Origin of the sequence: Lentzea sp. NPDC004782 (assembly GCF_040609115.1) — a bacterium.
Lineage (GTDB): Bacteria > Actinomycetota > Actinomycetes > Mycobacteriales > Pseudonocardiaceae > Lentzea.
This window is the reverse complement of record NZ_JBEXJN010000016.1, coordinates 77004-103018: the sequence shown is the minus strand read 5'-3', so window position 1 is coordinate 103018 and position 26015 is coordinate 77004. Positions and strand designations below refer to the sequence as shown.

Sequence of the window (26015 nt, the reverse complement as noted above, 5' to 3'; positions counted from 1 at the left end):
CCCATGAATCTGCTCGCCCACGACGAAATCGGCACCGGCGCACCCCTGCTGGTGGTGCCGGGAGGTCCGCTGCTCGCCCCGTCCTACCTGGGCGACCTCGGCGGCGTCCCGGCTCGGCTGCACCTGCTGCACCTTCGCGGCACCGGCAGGTCAGGACCCGCGGACGCGGCGGAACTGCGCTTCGACCTGCTCGTCGACGACGTCGAGGCCTACCGGGCGCACGCCGGGCTCGACCCTGTGGACCTGCTCGCGCACTCGGCGGGCGCGTCGATCGCGATCCGGTACGCCCTGCGGTACCCGGAGCACGTGCGGCGGCTGGTGCTCGTGACCCCCAGCCTGAGGTCGCTGGGGTTCGCGCCTGATCCCGAGCAGTTGCGGAGCGCGGCCTCCGCGCGGTCCGGTGAGGACTGGTACCCCGCGGTCAGGGACGCGCTGGAAGCCGTGCTGGCCGGGAGTTTCGCGGCTGCGGACTGGGCGGCGCTGGCTCCCTTGTACTACGGCCGGTGGGACGAGGTGGCGCAGGAGCACGCCCGCGCGTCCGACGCGATCCGACTGCCCGACGCGCCTGCTGCCTACTACGCCCCCGGAGCTCCTGTTGCGACGGCGGAGGAGCTGGCGGGGCTGAACGTGCCGGTGCTGATGCTGGCCGGTGAGGCCGACGCCATGCCTTCACCCGCGGCGGTGCGGGAGGCGGCTCGGTTGTTCCCGCGGGCCGATGTGGTCGTGCAGCCCGGGGCCGGGCACTACCCGTGGTTGGACGACGCCGAGTTCTTCCGGAAGGCGATCGCGGACTTCCTGGCCGACTGACGGATTCCCGGCCTTGATCTCCACCTCGGTCGAGCTTTTACGGTGGACGGGACCAAGGTGATCGAGATGGGGGGATGTGGTCGTGATGAGGGCTGTCCGCGTGCACGAGTTCGGTGGACCCGAGGTGTTGCGCGTCGACGAGATTCCCGAGCCGGTGGCAGGTCTGGGACAGGTCGTGGTCGGCGTGGCCGCCGCCGACGTGATCTTCCTCGACACGTTGTTGCGCAGCGGCTGGGGCGGCGAGTTCTTCCCCCGGCACCCGCCCTACGTTCCCGGCGGAGGCGGCGCGGGACGAGTGCTGTCGGTCGGGGAGGGCGTCGATCCGGGCTGGCTGGGCCGTCAGGTGATCGGCCGCGGGCCTGAGGGCTACGCGGAACAGGTCGTCTTCTCGGTCGAGGAGATCGTCGCGGTCCCGGACGGCCTGGGCTCGGCCGAGGCGGCGGCGATGCTCCACGACGGAGCGACCGCGGTGAACCTCGCCGGCCGGGTGAAGATCGAGCGAGGTGACTGGGTCCTGGTGGCGGCGGCCGCGGGCGGGGCGGGCTCGCTGCTGGTGCAACTGCTGCGCGACGCCGGTGCACGGGTCGTTGCGGCCGCTCGCGGCGAACGCAAGCTGGCCCTGGTCCGCGAGCTGGGCGCGGAGGTGACCGTCGACTACTCGCTCGACGGGTGGCAGGACCAGGTCCGGGAGACGGCGGGCGACATCGGCGTGGTCTTCGACGGCGCGGGCGGAGCCCTCGGCAAGGCCGCGTTCGAAACCGTGGCCGACGGCGGACGCTTCGTCACCTACGGCAGCTCCGACGGGTTCGCCGACATCGATCCGGAGGTGGCGAACCGTCGACAGGTGCAGGTCGACAACGTGCTCGCCGCGGCTCCGGACCCGGCGACCGTGCGCGAGCACCTCACGAAGGCGCTCGAACTCACGGCAGCAGGCCGGATCCGCCCGGTGATCAGCGCGACGTACCCGTTGGCGGACGCGGAGAAGGCTCACAGGTCGCTTGAGGAACGCACCACCCTCGGCAAGTCGCTGCTGCTGATCTGACCGGCTCGCGCTCCGGGTTGCGCCGCCATCCCCGGTGCGGCGCAACCCGGTTCGGCCGTCAGCCGCCCGCGACCGAGGGCAGGATCTGGATCTCGGCGCCCGCCGGTAAGGGGGTGGCCGGGCCGGAGAGGCGGCGGCACTCCTCGCCGTTGACGTAGAAGTTCACGTAGCGGCGCAGGGCGGAGCGTTCGTCACGCAGGCGGCGGTCGAGGCCGGGGTAGGTGGCGGCGAGGACGTCCAGGGCCGCACCGAGGGTGGCGGGCTCGGGGACGTCCACGTCGAGGTGGGAGGCGCCGTCGGTCGCGGTGCGCAGGACGCCTGGGATCAGGACCGTCACCTTCACGTCGGGACCACCTCCGGTCGGACCGGCATCACGTCCGACCGATGGGCAGCACCGCTGGCCGCGACACACACGACTCCGGACAACAAGGCCTTCGCGCTCACGCCGGCACCACCGCCGCACGGACCGACATCACGTCCGGCAGGTGGGCGGCCACCTGGTGCCAGGTTTCGCCCTCGTCCGGGCTGGCGTACACCTCGCCCGAGCGGGAGCCGAAGTAGACGCCGGGGGTCGGGGCCGTGTCGGTGCACATCGCGTCGCGCATCACGGCGGTCCAGAAGTTGTCCGGCAGGCCCGCGCCCAGGGCCTGCCAGGTCGCGCCGGCGTCGCGTGAGCGGTACACGCGGCACTTGCCCTCCGGTGGGAAGCGGCGGCCGTCGGCCTCGATCGGGAACGTGAAGATCGTGTCCGGATCGTGCGGGTGGACGACCATCGCGAAGCCGAAGTCGGTCGGGAGGCCGTCGGCGATGGACTGCCAGGTGTCGCCGCCGTCGTCGCTGCGGTACACGCCGTGGTGGTTCTGGGCGTAGAAGCGCGACGGCTCCGACGGGTGCTGGGCCACCTTGTGCACGCACTGGCCGAACTCCGGCCACGGGTCCGGGAAGAAGTACGCCTTGATGCCCTTGTTGCGGGCCTCCCAGGACTTGCCGCCGTCGGCCGTGCGGTAGACGCCGCCCGTCGACATCGCCACCAGGAGCCGGTCCGGGTCGACCGGGTCCGGCACGATCGTGTGCACGGCCTGGCCGCCGAAGCCCGCCGACCACTCCGGGCGGTGCGGGTGGTTCCACAGGCCCTCGACGAACTCGAACGAGCGGCCGCCGTCCGACGACCTGAACAGCGCCGACGGTTGCGTGCCCGCCCACACGACGCCCGGTTGTGAGGCGGGCGCGGGCTGCAGTTGCCACACGCGTTCCAGGGAGGCGTCTTCCACCGGAAACGCGATCGGCGGCGAGGCCGACTCCTCCCACGTGACCCCGAGATCGTCCGAAATGGACACACCGGGGCCGAAGTGCGGTGAGGACACACCGGTCAGCAACCGCAACGGACCGCGTGTGTCGAAGGCGACCGCGTACACCTCCTGCATCGCGTGGTGCGGTCCGTCGACCTCCCACGTGACCCGATCCTCGCTGCGGGCGAGCCACAGCCCCTTGCGCGTACCGATCGCCACGACCACCGTCATCGCAACACAGCCTCCCGGGAAAGATGTGACGCGGAGCACGTTACGCCTGGGGTCCGACAATTTCTGAGCGCGGGAGAAACCCCACGTAGACCCGCAAGTTACTCACTGGTAGCGTCCGAATCACCGAGACGCAAGGAGGCGCCAGTGCTGCTCGACCCGAACCACTACGACCCAGCCCACCTCGACGACGAGACCCGCCGCCTGCTCAGGGCCACCGTCGACTGGTTCGAGGCCCGCGGCAAGCGGCAGCTGATCGCCGACGCGCAGGAGAAGGTCTGGTACACCGAGTTCCTCGACTTCGTGAAGCGGGAGAAGCTCTTCGCCACCTTCTGCACGCCGAGCAGCGTCGACGGCACCAAGCGCTGGGACGCCGCCCGCAACGCCGCGTTCAGCGAGGTGCTGGGCTTCTACGGCCTGCAGTACTGGTACGCCTGGCAGGTCACCGTTCTCGGCCTCGGCCCGATCTGGATGAGCGACAACACCGAGGCCAAGCAGAAGGCGGCCGCCCTCCTCGACAGCGGCGCGGTGTTCGCGTTCGGCCTCTCCGAGAAGGAGCACGGCGCCGATGTCTACAGCACCGACATGATCGTCACGAGGACCGAGGACGGCTACCGGGCCAACGGCGGCAAGTACTACATCGGCAACGGCAACGTCGCCGGCATGGTCAGCGTCTTCGGCAAGCTCAGCGACAGCAACTCCAAGAACGGGGACGAGTACGTCTTCTTCGCCGTCGACAGCCAGCACGAGAACTTCAAGCTGGTCAAGAACGTCGTCGACAGCCAGATGTTCGTCAGCGAGTTCCGCCTCGACGACTACCCGCTGACCGACGCCGACATCCTGCACCGCGGCCCCGACGCGTTCTCGGCCGCGCTGAACACCGTCAACGTCGGCAAGTTCAACCTCTGCACGGCCAGCATCGGCATCTGCGAACACTCCTTCTACGAGGCGATCACCCACGCCCACAACCGGATCCTCTACGGCAACCCGGTCACCGACTTCCCGCACGTGCGCCAGAACTTCGTCGACGCGTACGCGCGCCTCGCCGCGATGAAGCTCTTCGCGGACCGAAGTGTCGACTACTTCAGGTCCGCCGGCGAGAACGACCGCCGCTACCTCCTCTTCAACCCCATCACGAAGATGAAGGTCACGAGCGAGGGCGAGAACGTCATCGACCTGCTCTGGGACGTCATCGCCGCCAAGGGCTTCGAGAAGGACACCTACTTCACCCGTGCCACCGCCGACATCCGCGCCCTGCCGAAGCTCGAAGGCACCGTGCACGTCAACCTGGCCCTGGTGCTGAAGTTCATGCCGAACTACTTCTTCAACCCCAAGGCCTACGACGAGGTCCCGACCCGCCACGACGCGACGGACGACGACTTCTTCTGGCACCAGGGCCCCGCGCGCGGCCTCGGCAAGATCCAGTTCCACGACTGGGAGCCGATCTACACCGAGCACGCGAACCTGCCCAACGTGCGGCTCTTCCACGAGCAGGCCAAGGCGATCAAGACCCTGCTCGCCACCGCCGCGCCCGACGAGGACCAGCAGAAGGACCTCGACTTCCTGCTGAACCTCGGCCACCTCTTCACCCTGGTCGTCTACGGACAGCTGGTGCTGGAGCAGGCCAAGATCACCGGCACCGACGAGCACCTCGTCGACCAGATCTTCGACGTCCTGGTCCGCGACTTCGCCGGTTATGCGACCGCGTTGCACGGCAAGGCCAGCAGCACCGAGCCCCAGCAGCAGTGGGCCGTGCAACAGATCCGCAAGCCGCACGTCGACCAGGCCCGGTTCGACGCCGTCTGGCAGCAGGTCGTGGCGCTTTCCGGCCAGTACGAGATGCGCCCCTGACCAAACGGGACACCAGGGGGCGAAGCCGACAGGTTCCGCCCCCTTGACGCATCGGTTGCACAAACGTTTTCATGGGCACGCCGCCGCCTCCACAGCCACAAGGAGCGCGTGCACGTGGATCACCGCAGATGGCGCACAGCCGCAGTCGCCGCCCTCATCGCAGCCGTCATCACCCCCGAGGCGCAGGCGGCCGAGAAACCCGAACTGGCGCTGACCCCGCCGATGGGCTTCAACAACTGGAACAGCACGCACTGCCGCAACGACTTCAACGAGGAGATGGTCAAGGGCATCGCCGACATCTTCGTGGCCAAGGGCCTGAAGGACGCCGGCTACGAGTACGTCAACATCGACGACTGCTGGGCCCTCCCCGAGCGCAACGAGCAAGGCGACCTGGTCCCGCACCCGGTCCGCTTCCCCAACGGCATCAAGGCAGTCGCCGACTACGTGCACGGCAAGGGTCTCAAGTTCGGCATCTACACCAGCGCGGGCACCAAGACGTGCAACAAGGACGGCGGCTTCCCCGGCGGCCTGAACCACGAGGAGCAGGACGCGAAGCTGTTCGCGAGCTGGGGCGTCGACTACCTCAAGTACGACAACTGCAACAACCAGGGCGTGGACGCGAAGCTGCGCTACACCAAGATGCGCGACGCGCTGAACGCCACCGGCCGCAAGATCGTCTTCAGCCTCTGCGAGTGGGGCCAGAACAAGCCGTGGGAGTGGGCGAAGGACGTCGGCCACCTGTGGCGCACCACCGGCGACATCAGTGACAACTGGAACTCCATGGTGTCGATCGCCAAGCGCAACATGGAGCTCGCCGACTACGCGGGCCCCGGCCACTGGAACGACCCGGACATGCTGGAGGTCGGCAACGGCGGCATGACGGACCTGGAGTACCGCAGCCACTTCAGCCTCTGGTCCATCATGGCCGCACCGCTGCTGATCGGCGCCGACCTGCGCAAGGTGACGCCGGAGACGTTCGAGATCCTGGAGAACCGCGAGGTCATCGCCGTCAACCAGGACGAGCTCGGCGTCCAGGGGAAGGTCGTCCGCAACGAGGGCGGCAACTACGTGCTGGTGAAGCCGCTCAGCAACGGCGACAAGGCAGTGCTGTTGTTCAGCGAGAACGACAGCGCCGCCGACATCTCCGTCACCGCAGCGGAAGCCGGTCTCACCAAGGCGAGCGGCTACCAGGTCCGCGACCTCTGGGCCAGGACCACCACGCACACCGCCGGCCAGATCAGCGCCGCCCTCCCACCGCACGGCAGCGCCATGTTCCGCGTCAGCGCGGCGAAGGACTGGTACCGCTACCCGCCCGCCGTCACCACGGCCGCGACCGGGGAGGTCCTCTACCCCGGCGCGCTGCCGATCGTGCAGCCCGGCAAGTCGGTCACGTACACGACGTCGGTGACCAACACCGGCCGCCTGCCGATCGCCCTGGTCCAGGCGGCCCTCCAGGTCCCCCAGGGCTGGACGGCGAAGGCCACGACGGCGAGCTTCAAGGCGATCCTGCCGGGAGAGAAGACCTTCCGAACCACCTGGCAGGTCACCGTCCCGCAGAACGCCACCGCGGGCAGGTTCGGGGTCAACGCGGCCTTCACCTTCCACAGCCCGCACGAGAACAACCCGGTGACCAGGCAGTACTCCGCGGCGGCGCTGGTACCCGGACCAGCACCGAAGGGTGAGCTGTACGTCAGCGACCTGAAGTGGCTGCGGTCGTCCAACGGCCACGGCCCGGTCGAGATCGACACCACCAACGGCGAGGCCAAGCAGGGCGACGGCGGCCCGATCACCATCCGCGGCAAGGTGTTCGCGAAGGGCCTCGGCACGCACGCCCCCGCGCACATCGAGTACTACACCGGCGGCAGCTGCTCGAAGGTGACCGCGACCATCGGCATCGACGACCGGAAGGTCAACCCGCTGAGCCTGGTCAGCTACCAGGTGTGGGCCGACAACACGATGGTCTACGACAGCGGCCCCGTCGCGGGCACGGACGCCGCGAAGTCGTTGGAGGCCAACGTGTCCGGGGCAACGGTCACGCGTCTGATCGTCACGGACGGCGGCAACGGCAAGTCCTACGACCACGCCGACTGGGGTGATCTGAGGATCACCTGCTAGCCGGGCTCCTGGTAGCGCTCCAAGGCCGCGATCATGAGTTCGAGCCCGAACTCGAACTCATGATCGTGGTCGTAGGTGCCCAGCTCGTCGAGCACCTCGGCGGACAACGGGAACGCCGACGCGTCAACACCTTCGTACGGCGACAAGGCGATCCCGCCGAGCTCCGGCGACGTCGCGGCCTCCCTCATCAGCGTGCCCAGCAAGTAGGACACCATCGCCCGCATCATCCCGACGGCGATCTTGCCCCGGAACCCGGCCTTGTCGAAGTTCGTCAGCGCGGCCTCGATCGTGCGGAACCCCGCCTCGGAGCTCAGCCGCCGCGTCGCCAGCATCACGAACGCACGGGGGTGCTGCCGTGCCAGCTCCCGCACCGCCCGCGCGTGCGCCCGGATGTGGTCGCGCCAGTCGTCGCTGTCGACGTGGTACGGCCGCGCCTCGGCCATGATCCGCTCGGCCGCGAGGTCCACCAGCACGGCCTTGTTCGGCACGTGGTTGTACAACGACATCGTGCCCGCGCCCAGCTCGGCGGCGAGGCGTCTCATCGAGACGGCCTCCACGCCCTCACGTTCGATCAACCGCACCGCCGCATCCACGATGCGGCTGCGGGTCAACGGTTCACGGGATGAGGCCACTGGCGCAGACCATATGACGTGGAGTAGCTTCCCTGCGACGTACGGCGTACGTAGGAGGGTCGGCCGGCATGACCGAATCCAAGGCGCTCAGAGCGCTGCGCGAGGCGATCGTCCTGGAACACATGGAATGCCAGAACGACTTCGACTTCGACACCTCCCTGAACGCGTTCCCGCACCCCAGGTACGAGATCATGGCGTCCGGCCAGGTGCTGGACGGCGTGGACGAGGTCCGCGCGTACTGGCAGCGCACCCGCGCGACGTTTCCCGACCAGCGCAACAAGGTCATCGAGATCCACCACGCCGATGACGCGGTGGTCGTCGAGTTCGAGCTGTCGGGAACGCATCTGGGCAGCCTCCTCGGTGAGGAACCGACGAACAAGGCCTTCAAGGTCCGGATGGTGGGTTTCTTCCTGTTCGAGAAGGACATCCTGCTCTGCGAACGGGTCTACGGCGACACCACGACCGTCATGACCCAGCTCGGCCTGCTCAACGCCCCCGCGGAGTACGCAGGGCCCTACTGAGGCATTTCCTTCCCGAACACCACTCTGACCTCGCCGACCACCTGACCGCCACCGAGTACCGGCACGGACAGGTGTTCCTTGGCGGGTGACACGTCGTAACCCAGCGCGGCCAGGGCCGTGAGCCCGATCGCCGTGGTGGCACGGGGATTGCCGTCGAGCACCTTCACCGCGACCGCGTGCCCGGCCGCGGTCGCCAGCACCAGCACGCCCTCCGCGCCGCCCTTGGCCACCACGCCCGGCAGCAGTTGCATCACCACCGTGTTCACGTGCCCGGTTCCGCCCACGTACTCGGGAAAGCCGCGCATGGCATCCGCGACCGGCGTGCGCACCAGGCCCTGCATCGCGCGCGCCAAGCCGTGCAACGACAACCCGTACACCGGCGCACCGCATCCGTCGACCGCCGTGTGCGCCACGCGTTCGCCGGAAAGCTCCTCCACCGTCCGCAACACCAACTGCTGCAACGGATGTGTCGGTTCCAAATAGGTCTGGGTCGGCCACCGCGCCGCCAGGCACGCCGCCAGCATCGCCGCGTGCTTGCCGGAGCAGTTCATCCGCAGGCGCGACGGTTCCGTCAACCGTTGACGGGTGTTCTCGTCCTCCGGCCAGGAAACCGGGCAGCGCAACAACCCCACCGGCAGCCCGCCCATCAGCTGCATCACCAGCTCGACGTGCCGGTGCTCGCCCGTGTGCGACCCGGCCGCGATCGCCAGCGACGGTCCCTCCAGCGGCGCACCGGCGGACAGGCAGGCCAGCGCCTGGAACGGTTTCAGGCACGACCGCGGCAGCACCGGATCACCGATCGCCCCGACGGACACACCGACCTCACCGGACGGCAGCAGGCCGACAACGCTGCCGTGGTGCAGGCTTTCGACGAAACCGCTCCTGGTGACCTCAGCGAGCAGTGCGGGCACGGCCGGCCTTTCCACGCAGTCTCCCCATGCCCGCGAAACTACTGATCGCAGTCGACCGGGCACAAGACGCGAAGAAGCCGCCTGTCGGGTTCATGACAGGCGGCTTCTCGACAGATCAGATGCTGATCAGTTCAGACTCAGATGGCGCGAACGCCCTGGGCCTGCGGGCCCTTCTGGCCCTGACCGATCTCGAACTCGACCCGCTGGTTCTCCTCGAGAGCCTTGTAGCCGTTCATCTGGATCTCGGAGTAGTGGACGAACACGTCGGCGCCACCGTTGTCGGGGGAGATGAAGCCGAAGCCCTTCTCCGCGTTGAACCACTTGACGGTGCCCTGTACTGCCATCTTGCTACTTCTCCTCTAACAGGTGCCGGATCGCGCTCGCGACCACCGGGTCAAGCCGGAACGGCGACCTCTCCGGAACCTGGAGAACCCACTCGCTCGCGACCTCGTTCCGCGAGCGTGGGAAAGCACGAACACGAAAACGTACGACCATGGACAGTCAACCACGACCTCCCGCTCGTAGTCGAGCACTCGATCGCACTGCTATCGTGAGATTCCAAACGACCACGCGGAGGTCCTCGTGCCCGAGCAGCCGACGTTGTCGATCAAGGTCACGGTCGCGCCGCAGATCGCGGGCGGCCTGCACGCGCTCGCCCGCGAACACCTGACCCGCGCCCCCGCCGCGAAGAAGCCCGCGCGGACCGGGGGCGCGGTCACGAACACCATCTCCGGCGTTGTGCACGGCCACGTGTACCAGGGCGGCGACGTGCAAGGGCCGCTCAACCTCAACTGGGGCCGGTAACCTGGAGGGTCGTTGACCCAGGGGGCCGTGCTTGACCGGCAGTGAGCGACTGCTCTTCTTCTTCATCGGCTTGGTGACCACCTTCGTGTTCATCCGCATCAGCGTGCGGTTGATCCGGGCGAAGGTGCGCTGGTGGCCGCGCAACATCGTGCACGGCGACACGCACGTGCATCACGTGGTGTTCGGCACCGTGCTGCTGCTGTTGTCCAGCGTCACGAGCCTGATCATCCCCGACGACCTGCACGGCGCCCGGCTGGCGGCCGCGGCGGTCCTCGGGGTGGGCGCGGCACTGGTGCTGGACGAGTTCGCGCTGATCCTGCACCTGCGGGACGTCTACTGGACGAAGGCGGGCCGGCTGTCGGTTGACGCCGTCTTCCTCGCCATCGGCCTGACGGGCACGTTCCTGCTCGGCGCGCGCCCTCTCGGCTACGACGAGGTGCTGCAGCTCAACCCGGAGACGGCGCCGACCGACGCGTTCACGCTGCGGCTGATGGCCATCGGGGTGAACCTGTGCCTCGCGATCGTGGCGCTGCTGAAGGGGAAGATCTGGACGGGGCTGCTCGGCCTGCTGGTCCCGGTGGTGCCCGCCGTGGGCGCCGTGCGGCTCGCACGGCCGGGTTCACCGTGGGCGCGCTGGCGTTACCAGGAGGGCTCGCGCAAGCTCTCGCGGGCGTACCGCAGGGAGGCGCGGCTGCGGCAGCCGATCATCCGAGCCAAGATCGCCGTGCAGGAGTTCATCTCGGGCCGTCACGACCTGCCGGACCACGACAGGTCGTGACGGTTCGGACCGGTGGTGTGACTAGCCTCCGACGATGTCCTGCTGGGCACACGCCTGAGCGAGGTCGCCCGCGCAGAGCTCCTGCGGCTTGACGACGCCCTCGGTCACCAGCGTCCGCACGGTGTCCTTCTTGATCAACGTCGCGCCGAGCAGCACCGACTTGATGTCGCGCCGCGCGACGGGGTCCCGCAGGTTGCCGGTGGCGAGGTCGTCGGCGCCCGAGAGGTCGCCGCGAGCGATCGCGATCGCCAGCCGCGCCGCGGCCTCCGCCTCGTCGCGCACCGGCTTGTAGACCGTGATGCACTGGTCGCCGCGCAGCACGGCCCGCAGACCGTCCACAGTGGCGTCCTGCCCGGTGACCGGGACCTTGCCCGCCAGGTTCCTCTTCTTGAGCACCGCGATGACCGCGCCGGCCAGGCCGTCGTTGGCCGCGACCACGCCGTCGACCTTGCCGTTGTTCTCGTTCAGGATCTGCTCGAACAGCCGCCCGCCGAGCTCGTTGTTCCAGTCGGCGACCGCCTGCGACTTCACGAGCTTGAGTGCGCCGCTGTCGTACTTGGCCGACAGCCGCGACTTCTGGCCCTGTGTGAACAGCGTGGCGTTGTGGTCGGTCGGCGCGCCCTCGATCTCGATGATCTGGGCGCCCGGCTTGTCACCGAGGCACGCCATCAGACCGTCCGCCTGGAGCTGGCCGACGTTCACGCTGTCGAAGCCGACGTGGTACTCCGCCTCACCGCCGAGCGTCACGCGGTCGTAGTCGATGACCGGGATGCCCGCGGCCTTCGCCTTCTTCTGCACCGCCAGGCCGCCCGCCGCCGACAACGGCGTGATCATCAGAACCTTCACCTTGCGGCGGATCATCTCGTCGGCGATCTGCGCGAACTTCGCCTCGTCGCCCTCGGCGTTCTCCATGAACGGTTCGATGTCCGCATAGTTGAACGCGTGCGTGAGCAGCGGGCGATCTTGTTCTTCCCAGCGCGTGGATGTCGTTCGGTCGGGAAGGATTACCCCGACGATTGGTTTGGGTCCACGCGCCGGCAGCGTCGGAGCACCCTGACCTGCACCACCGCAGGCAGAGAGGAGAAAGAGCAGGCACGCCGACGATGCCATTACCCGTCTTCGCATAAACGCGGAGTTCATCGCTTGAATGTTGTTAAGTCAAGATTTCCTCGCATCCATCACGCTCCGCTTCCGATCGGCTACAGTTCGATTCCGTACGAAAGGGGCTGATGACAGGCGAATTTTCGTGTCAGTGTGTCGGACTTGGGCGGCAATCGGGGGCCGCACTGTGTTGTTGGATCCAGCCCTGACCGGGTGTGAGGAGACAGCTAGGTGAGAACGCGCAGAACCGTGATGGCGGTGGCGGCAACGGTGTCGCTGATCGCCGCGGGCACTTCGGCGGCGGGGGCGGCGCCGGCCTCGACCGCGGACCGGCAGAAGGACACCGAGTACACCGTCCTGCTGGCCGAACCCGCGAACCGCGACTTCGCGATCGACGCGGTGCACAAGGCGGGCGGCGAGGTGGTGCGGGACAACAAGGCCGTCGGTCTGCTGACCGTCAAGGCGCCCGCGAAGGGGTTCGTGGAGAAGGTCTCCGCGTCGAAGGAGATCGTCGGAGCCGCACGCTCAACGCCGATCGGCCACACCCCCGTGGCGAAGGCCGAGAAGACCAAGCGGGACAACGTCGAGAAGGAGAACACGGCCGCACAGCCGAACAAGGCCCCTGCCGAGTCGAAGTCGACCGCGGGCATGGACCCGATGGACGGCGACCTGTGGGGCCTGAACCTCGTCCGCTCCAACATCGCACGGGCCAAGCAGGCCGGTGACAAGCGCGTGTACGTCGGCATCCTCGACACCGGTGTGGACGGCACGCACCCGGACATCGCGCCGAACTTCAACAACGAGCTGTCGCGCAACTTCACCGTCGACATCCCATTCGACTCCGACGGTGGCGAGTTCGACGGCCCGTGCGAGTTCCGCGGCTGCGTCGACCCGGCGAACTGGGACGACGGCGGCCACGGCACCCACGTGGCCGGCACCATCGGCGCCGCCGCCAACGGCTTCGGCATCTCCGGTGTCGCGCCGAACGTGTCGCTGGTGAACATCCGCGGCGGCCAGGACTCGGGCTCGTTCTTCCTGCAGCCCGTCGTCGACGCCCTGACCTACGGCGCCGACATCGGCCTGGACGTCATCAACATGTCGTTCTACGTCGACCCCTGGTACATGAACTGCGCCAACGACTCCACCGCCACGCCGGAGGAGCAGCTGGAGCAGCGCACGATCATCGCGTCCGTGCAGCGCGCCCTGAACTACGCGCACCGCAAGGGCGTCACCCTGATCGGTGCAGGCGGCAACAACCACGAGGACCTGGGCAAGCCCCGCACGGACACCGTGAGCCCGAACTACCCGCCCGGCCACAACCGCCCGCGCCCGGTCGACAACGCCACCTGCCTCAACCTCCCGACCGAGGGCGACCACGTCATCTCGGTCTCCGCCCTCGGCCCGTCGACCGCCAAGGCCGACTACTCGAACTACGGCCTTGAGCAGACCGCGATCTCGGCCCCCGGCGGCTTCTTCCGCGACGGCTTCGGCACGCCGTGGTACCGCACCAACGAAAACCTGATCCTGTCCACCTACCCCCGCAACGTCGCCATCGCCGAGGGCAACGTCGACGAGGCGGGCAACATCACCGCGAAGGGCCTCGCCGCGGGCGTCAAGAAGGCCGTGCAGGGCGACAAGGTCGGCTACTACCAGTACCTGCAGGGCACCTCGATGGCCGCCCCGCACGCGACCGGCGTGGCCGCGCTGATCGTCAGCCAGTACGGCAAGAAGGACAAGGGCCGCCCCGGCCTGACCATGGACCCCGACAAGGTCGAGAAGATCCTCTACAAGACCGCGATCCAGCGCGCCTGCCCGAACCCGCGCACCGTCTCGTACGTGAACGTGGGCCGCACGCCGGAGTTCGACGCCACCTGCGAGGGTGACGCGAAGTTCAACGGCTTCTACGGTCACGGCATCGTGGACGCCTACGGCGCCGTGACCCGCGGCGGCGACTTCCTGTAACCGCATCCCGTTCGACTGTCCCGCAGTTCGACGCGAAGGCTCCCGGTCCCGGCCGGGAGCCTTCGTCGTGCCGGAGGAAAGCCGCACCGGCAACGCGGTCAGGCCTCACGGTCAGAAAACGTTTGCAAGACGGCCATCCTACCGAAATGCCCGATTCGCGAAATAGTAAACCCTCTTGCCAATAAAGGTATGGACCCCTTACCGTTGCTCTCACGCCGCCCGGGACCCCAACACCCTGCCCCGGAGGAAATCCGTGAAACTGTCAGGTCGCCTCGCGGCCGCGCTGCTGACGTGCGCCGCTCTGATCACCACCACCGCAACGACCGCCTCTGCGGCCAACCTCGACGAACCGCGCCTCAAGGACATCGCGATGCAGATCGTGTCCAGCGCGGAGAACTCCTCTTTGGACTGGCGCGCCCAGTTCGGCTACATCGAGGACATCAAGGACGGCCGCGGCTACACCGCGGGCATCATCGGGTTCTGCAGTGGTACCGGTGACATGCTCGACCTGGTCGAGCTCTACCAGACGAAGAAGCCCGGCAACGTGCTGGAGAAGTACCTTCCCGCGCTGCGCAAGGTGAACGGCACGGCCTCGCACGCCGGTCTCGACCCCAACTTCACCAAGGACTGGAAGACCGCGGCCAAGGACTCCGTGTTCAAGGCGGCGCAGGAGTCCGAACGCGACCGCGTGTACTTCAACCCAGCGGTGGCGCAGGGCAAGGCCGACGGCGTGCGGGCGCTGGGCCAGTTCGCGTACTACGACGCGATCGTCGTGCACGGTGACGGTGGCGACAAGACCAGCTTCAGCAACATCCGCAAGCGTGCGCTCGGCAAGGCGAAGCCGCCGTCGCAGGGCGGTGACGAGAAGACGTGGCTCAACGCCTTCATGGACGCCCGCGTGTGGGCCATGAAGCAGGAAGCGGCCCACGAGGACGTCTCCCGCATCGAGACCGCGCAGCGCGTGTGGCTCAAGGCCGGCAACTTCGACCTGAAGACGCCGCTGAAGTGGAAGGTCTACGGCGACAGCTACACGATCAACTAACCCGCACTTCTACGATGAACGGCGCATTCGTCCACTTGAGGTGGACGAATGCGCCGTTCATCGTTCACTAGATCGAGTTACAGCTGGGTCCAGTCCAGGACCGGCGCGGCGTAGTCGCGGATCGACGCCAGCAGGCCGAGCCTCGCCGCCTTCACGGCCGGGTCGTCCGCCATGACCAGCACCTCGTCGAAGAAGGTGTTGATCGGGGCGGTCAGCCCTTCCGCGGCCGAGACGAACGCCGCCAGGCCGGTCACGTCCCGCGGCACCGCGCTGAACGCCTTGTGCAGCGCCACTTCCGCCGGTTCGGACAGCACCGAGGCGTCGTAGGAGGCCTCGGTGGCGGCCGGCACGATCCGGCGCACGCGCTGCAGAGCGGCCGTCAGGGCGTCGAAGGACTCGTTGCCCGCCAACGACTCCAGCTGCGTCAGCGTCTCGTCGGCCAGCACCGGCGAGTCGGCCAGCGGCAGCACCGCCTGGACGAACCGGTGCTCATGGCCCGCGTCGAGCAACGCCTGCTCGTAGCGCCGCACCGCGAACTCGCGCGCGGTCTCCAGCGCCTCAGCCGACACCTCGAGGCCTTCTGCCGCAAGGGAAAGGGCCCGCGGCAGGGTGATCGCGCGCAGGTCCGGGAACGCCCGCAGCACCGACACCGCGCCCAGCGCCGCGCGCCGCAGGCCGAACGGGTCCGAGGAACCGGTCGGCTGGGCGCCGATGCCGAACAGGCCCGCCAGCAGGTCGAACCGGTCCGCGAGCGACAGCAGCGCACCCGGCACCGACGACGGCAGCGCGTCACCGGCCGAGCGCGGGAGCTCCATCTCCCACAACGCCTGCGCGACCTCCGGGGTCTCCCCCGCCCGCTCCGCGTACTCGCGCGCCATCACGCCCGCCAGCGACGACAGCTCGATCACCATCTGCGAGCCGAGGTCGAACTTGGCCAGCGCGCCCGCGCGGTCCAGCGTCTCCCGGTCGACGTCGACCAGCGAGGCGAAACGTCCTGCCAGCAGCGCGATCCGACCGGCGCGGTCGGCCATCGAGCCGAGCTTGTCCGCGAACGTCAGCTTCGCGAGGCCCGCCTTCATCTCCTCCAGCGGCGTCTTGAGGTCCGCCCGCCAGAAGAACGCCGCGTCCTCGTACCGTGCGCGCAGCACGGCTTCGTTGCCCGCGCGAACCAGGTCCGCGTCGACGGAACCGTTCGCCACGGCCACGAAGTGCGGCAGCAACGCACCGTCGGCGGTGCGAACCGGCAGGTAGCGCTGGTGCTTGCGCATCACCGTGGTGAGGATCTGGCCCGGCAGCTCCAGGTACCGCTCCTCGAACGACCCGAGGATCGGCGTCGGCCACTCGACCAGGTTCGTCACCTCGTCCAGCAGCCCCTCGACCTCCACGACGCCGCCGACCGAGGCCGCGAGCTCCTGCGCGGCGGCCACGATCACCGCCGAACGGGCGTAGGCGTCGGCCTGGATGCCGTGCGACTCCAGGAAGTCCAGGTAACCGTCCGCAGTGGACACCTCCACCACGGGCCGTGCGGCCGTGCGGTGCACGCGCGTCGTCGTACCGGAGGCCAGCGATCCCACGGCGACCGGCACCGGGGTGTCCCCGAGCAGCGCGAGCAGCCAGCGGATCGGCCGGGTGAACGACAGCTTCGGGTCGTTCCACTTCATGTTCTTCTCGGCGCGCAGGTCGGAGACGACCTCGGCCAGCAGACCGCTCAGCACCTCGACGGCACCACGACCGGCCTCGGTCCTGGTCAGCGCCACGAACTCGACGCCGTTCTCGGTGACCCGTCCCAGTTCCGCGACGTCGACGCCCTGACCGCGGGCGAAGCCCTGCACGGCCTTCGTCGGGTTTCCGTCGGCGTCGAACGCCGCGGAGACCCGAGGTCCGCGCACCGTGCGCTCGGCGTCCGGCTCGCGCGGCGCCACGGTGGGCACGAGCACGACGATCCGGCGCGGCGTGCCGTGCACGGTCACCTCGTCGTGCGTCAGCCGCGTCGCACCGAGCTTCGCGACCACGGCCTCACGCACCGCGTCGACGGTCCGCAGCACCTCGTGCGGCGGCAGCTCCTCGGTACCGATCTCGAACAACAACGTCGCCGGTGCGGCGACGTCCTCGAAGGACGAGGGCTTCTCGGCCAGAGCGGGAACCTCCGCCACGCCGAGGGGATGCCCGAGCTCGGCGCGGCGCTCGGCCCACAGGGAGGCGACCTCGCGCGCCAGCCCGCGCATCCGGCCGAACGCGCGGGCGCGTTCGGTCGTGGAGATCGCGCCACGCGCGTCCAGCACGTTGAAGATGTGCGAGCACTTCAGCACGAAGCTGTGCGCCGGAACGGGGAGCCGCGCGTCGAGCATGCGCCGCGCCTCGGCCGCGAACTCCTGGAAGAGGCGCTTGTTCGCCTCCACGTCCGCGTCGTCGAGGTAGTACCGCGACATCTCGTACTCGGCCTGGCCGAACGCCTCGCCGTAGGAGATGCCCGGCGCGTAGGCGATCTTCTTGAAGTGGTCGACGCCCTGCAGCGCCATCATGATCCGCTCGATGCCGTAGGTGATCTCCACCGACACCGGGTCGAGCGTCATGCCGCCGGCCTGCTGGAAGTAGGTGAACTGGGTGATCTCCAGGCCGTCCAGCCAGACCTCCCAGCCCAGGCCCCAGGCGCCCAGCGCGGGCGAGGCCCAGTTGTCCTCGACGAACCGGACGTCGTGCGCCCGCACGTCGATGCCCAGGGCCTCCAGCGAACCGAGGTAGAGCTCCTGCGGGTCGCCCGGATCCGGCTTGAGGATCACCTGGAACTGGGTGTGCGTCTGCAGACGGTTCGGGTTCTCGCCGTAACGGGCGTCGTCGGGCCGCACGGACGGCTCGACGTAGGCCACGCGCCACGGCTCGGGACCCAGCACGCGCAGCACGGTGGCGGGGTTCAGCGTCCCCGCCCCGACCTCGGTGTTGAAGGGCTGCACCACGATGCAGCCCCGGTCGGTCCAGTACTTGGTCAGCGCGAGCAGCGCGTCCTGCATCGTCAACACGGCACGAGTCTACGAAGCGGACAAAACCGCTGGTCAAGGGGCCTGCATCCGGTGGCCTCCGCCACTGTGTCACGCTTTGCACAACCGAGTGGAGTCTCCGCACGTCTACTTGGGGTACCCGGATGTGCTGAGAGGAGTGGGTGTGGACAACCGGCCGCCGCGGCCAGGAGAACCGAACGGTACTCCCAGGCGACCTTCCGTCACCCCGCGTCCCCCGGCGGGGCAGCCCCGCCGTCCCCAGGTGCCTCCGCGCAGCTCAGAGCCCCCGCACCGGCAGCCGAACCGGGCTGAGCCGCCGCGCCGGGAGCCTGCCAAGCGCGCCGAACCGCCCCGCCGCGAACCCCCGAAGCGCGCCGAACCGCCGCGCAAAGAGCCACCGCCCCGCCGGGAGCCACCGCGCCGCGGTGAACCGGCCCGCGCCACGTCGTCGGCCCCGCGCCCGCGTCCGGTGGCCGACCGCCCGACGGTCCGCACCACCCCGGCCAAGGCGAAGTCGCCCGCACCCGCGCCCCGTCCGCGTCCCAGGCCCGCGCCCCGCAGGCCGAGCACCGCGCAGCGCGGCGCGTCCACCGGCGCCAAGATCTTCGTCAGCCTGCTGTCCGCGACGATCCTGCTGGTCACGGGCATCGCGTGGCGGGACCTGAACTCGCTGACCGACAGCCTGACCAAGCAGGACCTGAACCTCGCCGACGCAGGTGAGAAGCCCGCGGACGGCTCGATCGACATCCTGCTGGTCGGCATGGACAGCCGCACCGACTCCAAGGGCAACCCGCTGCCGCAGAACATCCTCAACGAGCTGCAGGCGGGTGGCAGCGACGACGGCGGGTTCAACACCGACACGCTGATCCTGGTGCACATCCCGAACGACAGCGGCAAGGCCTACGCCGTGTCGTTCCCGCGCGACTCCTACGTGAAGATCGCGGGCGGATTCGGGCGCCACAAGATCAACTCTGCCTACGGTTACGCCAAGAGTCAAGCGGCCCAGAAGCTGCAGGGCAGCGGCAAGAGCGCACCCGACATCGAGATGGAGTCCCGCAAGGCCGGGGCGAACAACCTGATCGAGACCATCCAGAACCTGACCAGCTACAAGATCGACCACTACGCCGAGGTCAACCTGGTCGGCTTCTACGAGATCACCAAGGCCATCGGCGGTGTCGACGTCTGCCTCAACAACAACGTCCGCGACAGCTTCTCCGGCGCGAACTTCAAGGCGGGACCGCAGACCGTCGAGGGCCGCAACGCGCTGGCGTTCGTCCGGCAGCGCCACGGCCTGCCCATGGGCGACCTGGACCGCGTCGTGCGCCAGCAGGTCTTCATGGCAGGCCTGGCCAAGAAGATGCTCTCCGCGGGCGTGCTCACGGACAGCAAGAAGCGCACCGACATGATCAAGGCCCTCAGCGGCGCGATCGTGCTCGACGACGGCTGGGACATCACCAAGTTCGCCCTGCAGATGAAGGACATGACGGGCGGCAACATGACGTTCCAGACCATCCCGACCGGCAACCCCGACCTGCAGACGCCCGAGGACGGCTCCGCGGTCGAGGTGAACGAGTCCGATGTCCACACGTTCATGAAGAACCTCGGCAAGGACCCGGCGTCGACTTCGGCCGCGCCGGACCCGAAGTTCAACAACGCCTCGGTGACCGTCGACGTCCGCAACGCCTCCGGGACACCCGGTCTCGCGGCCCAGGTGCTCCAGTCGCTCACCGCGAAGGGCTTCACCGGCGGCCAGACGGGCAACGCCGACGCCATGTCGAAGTCGGTCGTCCGCTACGGCAAGGGCGGCGAGGACGGCGCGAACGCGGTCCAGAAGGCCCTCGGCGGCCTGAAGATCGAGGAGGACGTGAACGTGCCCGCCGGACGGGTCCGCGTCTTCCTGGGCTCGGACTACTCGGGTCCCGGCGCGCAGGGCTTCACGGGCTCCGCAGCGCTCAACCTGGACGGTGCGCGGCAGCAGCCGGCCCCCGACCCGAACGCCCCCAAACCCATCAGCGCAGACGGCGTACGCTGCGTGAACTGATACTGAGAGTAGAGATGCATACCCCGTTCGGGGGATTCTGCCAGCAAGTTGCGTAAGCGCCGAAGAACTCGCGCCTTCCATCACCGTGAGACCCGCTCACGGGGTGGAGGGACCAGTGCAGACTGCGACAGGCCAAATCGACACAGCGGCGTACCAGCGCGTGCTCGGTGATGAGATCCGCAGCCTTCGCAAGCAGCGCGGCTGGACCCGCAAGGAGCTGAACAAGCGGCTGCAGACCGAGATCTCGCTGCAGACGCTGGCCACCTACGAGCTGGGCACCCGCCAGTGCTCGGTCGTGCGCCTGGTGGAGATCTGCCACGCCCTCGACGTGCCGGCCCACGAGGTCCTCGCACGGGTGCACGAACGGTTCTTCGGGGACGCCCCGGCCGGTCACCTGACCCTGAACCTCACCGCCGTCGCCGCCACCGACGACCCGCGCCTGGTTCCGCTGAGGCGGTGGGCCGCGGGACGTCTGCACGTGCTGGCGCCGGGCGCGTCCTCGGAGGTGCACCTGGATCTGCCCGCGCTCGAGAACATGGCGCAACTCTGCCAACTTCCGACCGTGGAGCTCATCCGGACGCTGCGCGGGCTGAGCCACTGAGCACGTAGCCGGAAGTCGTGGATGAAGGGCGCCTTCCTCCACCTGACGTAGATGAAGGCGCCCTTCATCCACGTGACTCCGGACCCTGCGCGGGCTGAGCCGTCAGTTCTACCGAACCCCGTTCACACCAACGCAACGACCGCCCGAAAAGGTCACTTCTCCACCGCCGGTAGCATCGCCGGGGTGAACGATTCCCCCGCCCGCCTCCCCCTGCGCACCGCGGCCGCAGTGAAACTGGGCAACCTGAGCTCCTCGCTGTCCCAGAAGATGGGTCTCGGCGCAGGCGGCATGATCGGCGGCCGGGTGGCGCTGAAGCTCGACCCGCAAGCGCTGAACCGGCTGACGCAGGGCCGCAAGGTCGCCGTGGTGACCGGCACGAACGGCAAGACCACCAGCACGATGATGCTGGCCAGGGCGGTCGGCGCGCTGGGTGAGGTCGCCACGAACCACAGCGGCGCCAACATGCCCGACGGTCACGTCACGGCGCTGTCGAAGCAGCCGGACGCCCCGTACGCCGTGCTGGAGTGCGACGAGGGCTACTTCCCCGCCGTCGCCGGTGCGAGCAACCCGGCCGTGGCGGTGATCCTGAACCTCAGCCGCGACCAGCTCGACCGCGTCGGCGAGGTGCGGACCATCGAGCGCTCGCTGCGTGACTCGATCACGAAGCTGCAGAACTGCACGATCGTCGCCAACTGCGACGACGTGATGGTCACGAGCGCGGCTTGGAACGCCTCCAAGGTCGTGTGGGTCGCCACCGGCACCGGCTGGCACCACGACTCGGCGAGCTGCCCGCGCTGCGGCAACCCGATCCGCTGGCAGGGCGAGCACTGGCACTGCACCGGCTGCGACCTCGCGCGCCCGCACCCGAACTGGATCACCGCCGACGAAGCGATGATCACGCCGGAGCACCAGAAGCTGGAGCTGCGCCTCACGCTGCCGGGCAAGTTCAACCAGGCCAACGCCGTCATGGCGTCGGCGGCCGCGAACGCCATGGGCGTGCCCGCGGAGGAGGCGGTCGCGCGGCTGCGCGGCGTGTCCAACGTGAGCGGCCGCTACCGCACGATCCAGCGCAACGGCCGCAGCGCGCGTCTGCTGCTCAGCAAGAACCCGGCCGGCTGGAGCGAGACGCTCACGGTCGTCAAGGAGGCCAACCACCCGGCCGTCCTGGTGATCAACGCCCAGGAGGCCGACGGCCGCGACCTGAGCTGGCTGTGGGACGTGCCGTTCGAGCGGCTGCAGGGCCGCACGGTCATCGCGTCCGGCGAGCGCGCGACCGACCTCGCCGTGCGTCTCACGTACGCCGAGGTCCAGCACACGATCGTGCCCGACCCGCTGAAGGCCATCGACCAGATGCCCCAGGGCGCGGTCGAGGTCATCGCCAACTACACCGCGTTCCGCGACTTGAATGCCAGGGCTGCCGCTGATGAGTGAGTCGACAATCCAGATCGCGCTCGTGCTGCCGGATCTCCTCGGCACGTACGGCGACTTCGGCAACGCCGTGGTCCTCGAGAAGCGCATGACGTGGCGCGGCATCAAAGCCGAGATCGTGCCGATCAACTACGGCGAGCCGGTGCCCGACTCGTGCGACATCTACGTCGTCGGCGGCGGTGAGGACACGGCGCAGACGCTGGCCGTGAAGCACCTGCGCGAGCACCCCGGCCTGCAGCGCGCCGTCACGAAGAACGCCGTGGTGCTGGGCGTGTGCGCGGGCATCCAGATCTTCGGCGAGAGCTTCACCCGTGCCGACAACGTCACGCACCCCGGCATGGGCCTGATCGACTCGACCTCGCACGCGGGCGGCAGCCGCGCGATCGGCGAGGTGCTCGCGGAGCCCGCCAACGGCCTGTTCGAAGGCGTGCTGACCGGGTTCGAGAACCACCAGGGCCGCACCGTGCTGGGCCCGGCCGCGCAGCCGCTCGCGCACGTCAAGGTCGGCACGGGCAACGACGGCAGCGTCGAGGGTGCCGTGCAGGGCCGGATCGTCTGCACCTACCTGCACGGACCGGTGCTGCCGCGCAACCCGCAGCTCGCCGACCTGCTGATCGAGTGGGCCACCGGCACGAAGGTCGCCCCGCTGGACCTGCCCGCCGTCTCCGCTATGCGTGCGGAGCGAGTTCGGGCAGCGTCCTGAGCCTGTCGGCGACACCCGGCCAGATCACGGCCATCACGTAGTCGGTCGCGAGCGCCGGTCCCACCGAGGGCCTGCGCTCGCACCACACCGCCAGCCGTTCGCAGGCGCCGACGACGATCTCCGCGAACGCCTCCGCCTCCAGCGGGTCGATCTCCGGCGCGAACGACACCAGTACGGACCCGATCATGTCCGTCTGCTGCTGCCTGATCCCCTCGACCTCCTCCTGCGCCGACGGCACGGCGATCGCCGCCTCCTGCCGCAGCAGCGCCCAGGACTTCTGGTGGTCGACGATGAACTCGAAGAACGCCCGCAGCCCCAGCCTGAGGAACTCCTCCGGGCTCCCCGCGCCCGCGATGGCCGCCGCCGTCTTCTCGCGCAGCTCCGTGCGCGCACGGTGGATGCAGCCGATGAGCAGGCCTTCCTTCGAGCCGAAGTACTCGTAGAGCATCGGCTTGGAGACGCCGACGCGTTCGGCGATCTCGTCCATCGACGTGGCCAGATACCCCTGCTCGGCGAAGATCTCCTCGGCGACGGTGAGCATCTGCGCCATGCGCTGGGCCTTGGGCATGCGGCGCCGCGGAGCAGTCACGAACGGAGTCTACCGCCCGTAACTTACTTCGAGTAACCTACCGTGAAGTAGCCACTCGTGAGCGGAGGGACGTCCCCATGCACCGAGAGACGAAAGTGCTCGTCATCGGCACCGGCTTCTCCGGCCTCGGCATGGCCATCGAGCTGAAGCGCCGCGGTGAGCACGACTTCGTGGTGCTCGAGAAGGCGAGCGACCTCGGTGGCACGTGGCGGGACAACTCCTACCCCGGCTGCGCGTGTGATGTGCCGTCGCACATGTACTCGTTCTCGTTCGAGCTGAACCCGAAGTGGTCGCGGATGTTCGCCGAGCAGGGCGAGATCTGGGACTACCTGCGGCGCGTGGCCGACAAGTACCGGCTGCGGCCGCACATCCGGTTCAACAGCAAGGTCTCCGGCGCGCAGTGGGACGACGAGGCCAAGCGCTGGCACGTGACGACCGAGCAGGGCGACACGTACACGGCGCAGGCGCTGGTCGCCGGCGTCGGCGCGTTGCACATCCCCAACATCCCCGAGCTGCCCGGCATCGAGAACTTCACCGGCAGGACGTTCCACAGCGCGCAGTGGGACCACGACTACGACCTGACCGGCAAGCGCGTCGCCGTCGTCGGCACCGGCGCGTCCGCGATCCAGTTCGTGCCGAAGATCGCGGGAGGGGTCGGCTCGCTGAAGATCTTCCAGCGCACGCCGCCGTGGATCATGCCCAAGGCCGACCGCGAGATCACCGGCCGGGAGCAGAAGCTGTTCCGCGCCCTGCCCTTCACGCAACGGCTCTACCGGAACTTCGTCTACTGGGTGCGCGAGTCGTCCGCGCTGGGGTTCGCGATCAACCCTCGCATCATGCAGTTCGCGCAGGGCATCGCGTTGAAGCACATGAAGAAGCAGGTGCCGGACCCCGAGCTGCGCAGGAAGCTGAAGCCCGACTACACGATGGGCTGCAAGCGCGTGCTGATCTCCAACGACTACTACCCCGCGCTGGGCCACCCGAACGTCGACCTGGTGACGGACAAGGTCTCCGAGGTGCGCGAGTCGTCCATCGTGGACAGTGCGGGCGTCGAGCACGAGGTCGACGCCATCATCTACGGCACCGGTTTCCACGTCGTCGACTCGTTCGACTACCTGGACATCCAGGGCAAGGGCGGTGTCGACCTCGCGAAGCAGTGGCGTGAGCAGGGCATCGAGACCTACTACGGCATCACGGTCTCGGGGTTCCCCAACCTGTTCTTCCTGCTCGGTCCCAACACCGGGCTCGGCCACAACTCGGTCGTGTTCATGATCGAGTCGCAGATCCGGTACATCTCGCAGTGCCTGAAGTTGCTGGACCGCCACCGCGCCGCCGAGCTGGACGTGCGACCGGAGGCCCAGCGGGAGTTCAACCGCGAGATCCAGCGCAAGCTCAGCAAGGGCGTGTGGACCCAGGGCGGCTGCAAGAGCTGGTACCTCGACGCGCAGGGCGTGAACCGCACCGTGTGGCCGGGCTTCACCTGGCGGTACTGGATGCGGACCAAGCGCGTGCGCGCCGAGGACTACGTGTTGACTACGGCTGCACGATGACCTTGAGGGCGGTCCGCTCGTCCATCGCCTGGTAGCCCAGCGCGACGTCGTCGAGCGAGACCGTCCGGTCGAACACGGGACCGGGGTCGATCCTCCCGGCGAGCACGTCGGCCAGCAGCTCGGGCAGGTAGGCGCGCGCGGGCGCGATGCCGCCGCCGATGTTGATGTTGCGGCCGAACAGCTTGCCGAGCGGCAGCCCCGGCATCTCGTGCGGCACACCGACGTACCCGATCCTGCCGCCGTCGCGCACGATGCCCATCGCGGTCTCCCACGACTGCTCGGTGCCGACGCACTCCAGCACGGCCGACGCGCCGAGGCCGCCGGTCATCTCCTTGATCCGCTCGATCGCGGCCTCACCGCGTTCGGCGACCTGGTCCGTGGCACCGAACAGCTTGGCGATCTTGGCGCGGTCCTCGTGACGGCCCATCGCGATGATCCGCTCAGCCCCGAGCCGCTTGGCCGCGAGCACGCCGCACAGGCCGACCGCGCCGTCACCGACGACCGCGACCGTGCTGCCGGGCCCGACGCCCGCGCCCATCGCCGCGTGGTGACCGGTGCCCATGACGTCGGAGAGGCTCAGGAACGCGGGCAGCAGCTCAGCCGGCGCGTCCGCGGGCACCCGGACCAGCGTGCCGTCGGCGAGCGGCACCCGCACGGCCTCACCCTGGCCGCCGTCGCTGCCCTTGCTCCCCCAGAACCCGCCGGACCGGCACGAGGTCTGCAACCCGGCCACGCAGTACGCGCAGGTGCCGTCGCTCCACACGAACGGCGCGATCACGCGGTCGCCGACCTGGACCGACCGCACGTCCTCGCCGACCTCCTCGACGATGCCGAGGAACTCGTGCCCGATGCGCTGCCCGCCCTCGCGTTTGGCCACGCCCCGGTACGCCCACAGGTCGCTGCCGCAGATGCAGGCCAGCTCGACCCGGACGACGACGTCGGTGGCCTCCTGGACGGCGGCGTCCGGCACCTCCTCCACGCGGATGTCACGGGTGCCGTAGATCGTCGTAGCCCGCACCGGGCG

General features: G+C 68.9%; 23 protein-coding genes. 14 read left to right on the top strand and 9 right to left on the bottom strand.

The annotated features are described in order from the left end of the window. The first annotated feature begins 3 nt into the window (after window positions 1-3). Both ABZV40_RS17405 and ABZV40_RS17400 read left to right on the top strand, forming a co-directional pair. A complete protein-coding gene (locus ABZV40_RS17405) occupies window positions 4-807 on the top strand; it encodes an alpha/beta hydrolase (protein WP_355441820.1) in 804 nt (267 codons plus the stop codon). Window positions 808-892: 85 nt separating this feature from the next. Continuing rightward, window positions 893-1849 (top strand): zinc-binding dehydrogenase, encoded by a 957-nt coding sequence (locus ABZV40_RS17400; protein WP_355441817.1) that lies wholly within the window; start codon window positions 893-895, stop codon window positions 1847-1849. A gap of 58 nt (window positions 1850-1907) precedes the next feature. Here ABZV40_RS17400 and ABZV40_RS17395 read toward each other — a convergent pair whose 3' ends face one another. After that, window positions 1908-2192 (bottom strand): MoaD/ThiS family protein, encoded by a 285-nt coding sequence (locus ABZV40_RS17395; protein ID WP_355441814.1) that lies wholly within the window; start codon window positions 2190-2192, stop codon window positions 1908-1910. Window positions 2193-2289: 97 nt separating this feature from the next. Next, window positions 2290-3369, bottom strand: coding sequence for an exo-alpha-sialidase (locus ABZV40_RS17390; RefSeq protein ID WP_355441811.1), 1080 nt, complete (start codon window positions 3367-3369; stop codon window positions 2290-2292). A 144-nt stretch (window positions 3370-3513) separates the two neighbouring features. Here ABZV40_RS17390 and ABZV40_RS17385 point away from each other — a divergent pair, with 144 nt between their 5' ends. Beyond that, window positions 3514-5217: an acyl-CoA dehydrogenase family protein gene (locus tag ABZV40_RS17385; protein WP_355441808.1), complete on the top strand. Its 1704-nt coding sequence runs from the start codon at window positions 3514-3516 to the stop codon at window positions 5215-5217. A 114-nt stretch (window positions 5218-5331) separates the two neighbouring features. Further along, window positions 5332-7332 (top strand): NPCBM/NEW2 domain-containing protein, encoded by a 2001-nt coding sequence (locus tag ABZV40_RS17380; RefSeq protein ID WP_355441805.1) that lies wholly within the window; start codon window positions 5332-5334, stop codon window positions 7330-7332. On the opposite strand, the gene ABZV40_RS17375 is transcribed toward ABZV40_RS17380, so the two are convergent. Then, on the bottom strand, window positions 7329-7964 hold the full coding sequence (locus ABZV40_RS17375) for a TetR/AcrR family transcriptional regulator C-terminal domain-containing protein (RefSeq protein WP_355441802.1): 636 nt from the start codon (window positions 7962-7964) through the stop codon (window positions 7329-7331). The genes ABZV40_RS17380 and ABZV40_RS17375 overlap by 4 nt on opposite strands. A 68-nt stretch (window positions 7965-8032) precedes the next feature. Here ABZV40_RS17375 and ABZV40_RS17370 point away from each other — a divergent pair, with 68 nt between their 5' ends. After that, window positions 8033-8485: an ester cyclase gene (locus ABZV40_RS17370; protein WP_355441799.1), complete on the top strand. Its 453-nt coding sequence runs from the start codon at window positions 8033-8035 to the stop codon at window positions 8483-8485. Here the strand turns inward: ABZV40_RS17370 and ABZV40_RS17365 are convergent. Together ABZV40_RS17365 and ABZV40_RS17360 are read right to left on the bottom strand one after the other, a co-directional pair. After that, on the bottom strand, window positions 8479-9411 hold the full coding sequence (locus tag ABZV40_RS17365; protein WP_355441796.1) for an asparaginase: 933 nt from the start codon (window positions 9409-9411) through the stop codon (window positions 8479-8481). The two genes, ABZV40_RS17370 and ABZV40_RS17365, sit on opposite strands and share 7 nt — an antisense overlap. A gap of 122 nt (window positions 9412-9533) precedes the next feature. Beyond that, on the bottom strand, window positions 9534-9740 hold the full coding sequence (locus ABZV40_RS17360; RefSeq protein ID WP_189253125.1) for a cold-shock protein: 207 nt from the start codon (window positions 9738-9740) through the stop codon (window positions 9534-9536). A gap of 238 nt (window positions 9741-9978) precedes the next feature. On the opposite strand from ABZV40_RS17360, the gene ABZV40_RS17355 reads away from it, so the two are divergent. Then, on the top strand, window positions 9979-10200 hold the full coding sequence (locus tag ABZV40_RS17355; protein WP_355441793.1) for a hypothetical protein: 222 nt from the start codon (window positions 9979-9981) through the stop codon (window positions 10198-10200). 31 nt (window positions 10201-10231) lie between these two features. Then, on the top strand, window positions 10232-10978 hold the full coding sequence (locus ABZV40_RS17350; protein ID WP_355441790.1) for a hypothetical protein: 747 nt from the start codon (window positions 10232-10234) through the stop codon (window positions 10976-10978). 21 nt (window positions 10979-10999) lie between these two features. Here the strand turns inward: ABZV40_RS17350 and ABZV40_RS17345 are convergent, their stop codons facing one another. Beyond that, window positions 11000-12088, bottom strand: a complete 1089-nt coding sequence (locus ABZV40_RS17345) for a substrate-binding domain-containing protein (protein WP_355441788.1) — start codon at window positions 12086-12088, stop codon at window positions 11000-11002. A 222-nt stretch (window positions 12089-12310) separates the two neighbouring features. On the opposite strand from ABZV40_RS17345, the gene ABZV40_RS17340 reads away from it, so the two are divergent. Beyond that, the gene (locus ABZV40_RS17340) at window positions 12311-14041 is read left to right on the top strand and encodes a S8 family serine peptidase (protein ID WP_355441786.1); all 1731 of its coding nucleotides are present in this window, start codon (window positions 12311-12313) and stop codon (window positions 14039-14041) included. A gap of 253 nt (window positions 14042-14294) precedes the next feature. Beyond that, window positions 14295-15083, top strand: coding sequence for a chitosanase (locus ABZV40_RS17335; RefSeq protein WP_355441784.1), 789 nt, complete (start codon window positions 14295-14297; stop codon window positions 15081-15083). 77 nt (window positions 15084-15160) lie between these two features. Here ABZV40_RS17335 and ABZV40_RS17330 read toward each other — a convergent pair whose 3' ends face one another. Beyond that, complete coding sequence (locus tag ABZV40_RS17330) at window positions 15161-18091, bottom strand: glycine--tRNA ligase (RefSeq protein ID WP_355442008.1); 2931 nt, start codon at window positions 18089-18091, stop codon at window positions 15161-15163. Window positions 18092-18341: 250 nt separating this feature from the next. Between ABZV40_RS17330 and ABZV40_RS17325 the strand changes: the two genes are divergently transcribed. From ABZV40_RS17325 to ABZV40_RS17310, 4 genes are all read left to right on the top strand, one after another. After that, the gene (locus ABZV40_RS17325) at window positions 18342-20120 is read left to right on the top strand and encodes an LCP family protein (RefSeq protein ID WP_355441781.1); all 1779 of its coding nucleotides are present in this window, start codon (window positions 18342-18344) and stop codon (window positions 20118-20120) included. 115 nt (window positions 20121-20235) lie between these two features. Beyond that, complete coding sequence (locus ABZV40_RS17320; protein WP_355441778.1) at window positions 20236-20721, top strand: helix-turn-helix transcriptional regulator; 486 nt, start codon at window positions 20236-20238, stop codon at window positions 20719-20721. Between the two features lie 183 nt (window positions 20722-20904). Beyond that, window positions 20905-22152, top strand: coding sequence for a MurT ligase domain-containing protein (locus ABZV40_RS17315; RefSeq protein ID WP_355441774.1), 1248 nt, complete (start codon window positions 20905-20907; stop codon window positions 22150-22152). After that, on the top strand, window positions 22145-22852 hold the full coding sequence (locus ABZV40_RS17310) for a glutamine amidotransferase (RefSeq protein WP_355441771.1): 708 nt from the start codon (window positions 22145-22147) through the stop codon (window positions 22850-22852). Before ABZV40_RS17315 ends, ABZV40_RS17310 begins: the two co-directional genes overlap by 8 nt. Here ABZV40_RS17310 and ABZV40_RS17305 read toward each other — a convergent pair. Beyond that, a complete protein-coding gene (locus ABZV40_RS17305; RefSeq protein ID WP_355442005.1) occupies window positions 22818-23402 on the bottom strand; it encodes a TetR/AcrR family transcriptional regulator in 585 nt (194 codons plus the stop codon). The genes ABZV40_RS17310 and ABZV40_RS17305 overlap by 35 nt on opposite strands. 116 nt (window positions 23403-23518) lie before the next feature. Here ABZV40_RS17305 and ABZV40_RS17300 point away from each other — a divergent pair, with 116 nt between their 5' ends. Next, the gene (locus ABZV40_RS17300; RefSeq protein ID WP_355441767.1) at window positions 23519-24991 is read left to right on the top strand and encodes an NAD(P)/FAD-dependent oxidoreductase; all 1473 of its coding nucleotides are present in this window, start codon (window positions 23519-23521) and stop codon (window positions 24989-24991) included. Here ABZV40_RS17300 and ABZV40_RS17295 read toward each other — a convergent pair. Further along, complete coding sequence (locus ABZV40_RS17295; RefSeq protein WP_355441764.1) at window positions 24975-26009, bottom strand: zinc-dependent alcohol dehydrogenase family protein; 1035 nt, start codon at window positions 26007-26009, stop codon at window positions 24975-24977. The genes ABZV40_RS17300 and ABZV40_RS17295 overlap by 17 nt on opposite strands. Window positions 26010-26015: the final 6 nt, after the last annotated feature.

Bases quoted from the DNA above. Each gene is read 5' to 3' on its own strand.
- ABZV40_RS17405 (WP_355441820.1), top strand. From the start codon at position 4: ATGAATCTGCTCGCCCACGACGAAATCGGCACCGGCGCACCCCTGCTG.
- ABZV40_RS17400 (WP_355441817.1), top strand. From the start codon at position 893: ATGAGGGCTGTCCGCGTGCACGAGTTCGGTGGACCCGAGGTGTTGCGC.
- ABZV40_RS17390 (WP_355441811.1), bottom strand. From the start codon at position 3,369: ATGACGGTGGTCGTGGCGATCGGTACGCGCAAGGGGCTGTGGCTCGCC.
- ABZV40_RS17370 (WP_355441799.1), top strand. From the start codon at position 8,033: ATGACCGAATCCAAGGCGCTCAGAGCGCTGCGCGAGGCGATCGTCCTG.
- ABZV40_RS17360 (WP_189253125.1), bottom strand. From the start codon at position 9,740: ATGGCAGTACAGGGCACCGTCAAGTGGTTCAACGCGGAGAAGGGCTTC.
- ABZV40_RS17345 (WP_355441788.1), bottom strand. From the start codon at position 12,088: ATGGCATCGTCGGCGTGCCTGCTCTTTCTCCTCTCTGCCTGCGGTGGT.
- ABZV40_RS17330 (WP_355442008.1), bottom strand. From the start codon at position 18,091: ATGCAGGACGCGCTGCTCGCGCTGACCAAGTACTGGACCGACCGGGGC.
- ABZV40_RS17310 (WP_355441771.1), top strand. From the start codon at position 22,145: ATGAGTGAGTCGACAATCCAGATCGCGCTCGTGCTGCCGGATCTCCTC.
- ABZV40_RS17305 (WP_355442005.1), bottom strand. From the start codon at position 23,402: ATGGCGCAGATGCTCACCGTCGCCGAGGAGATCTTCGCCGAGCAGGGG.
- ABZV40_RS17300 (WP_355441767.1), top strand. From the start codon at position 23,519: ATGCACCGAGAGACGAAAGTGCTCGTCATCGGCACCGGCTTCTCCGGC.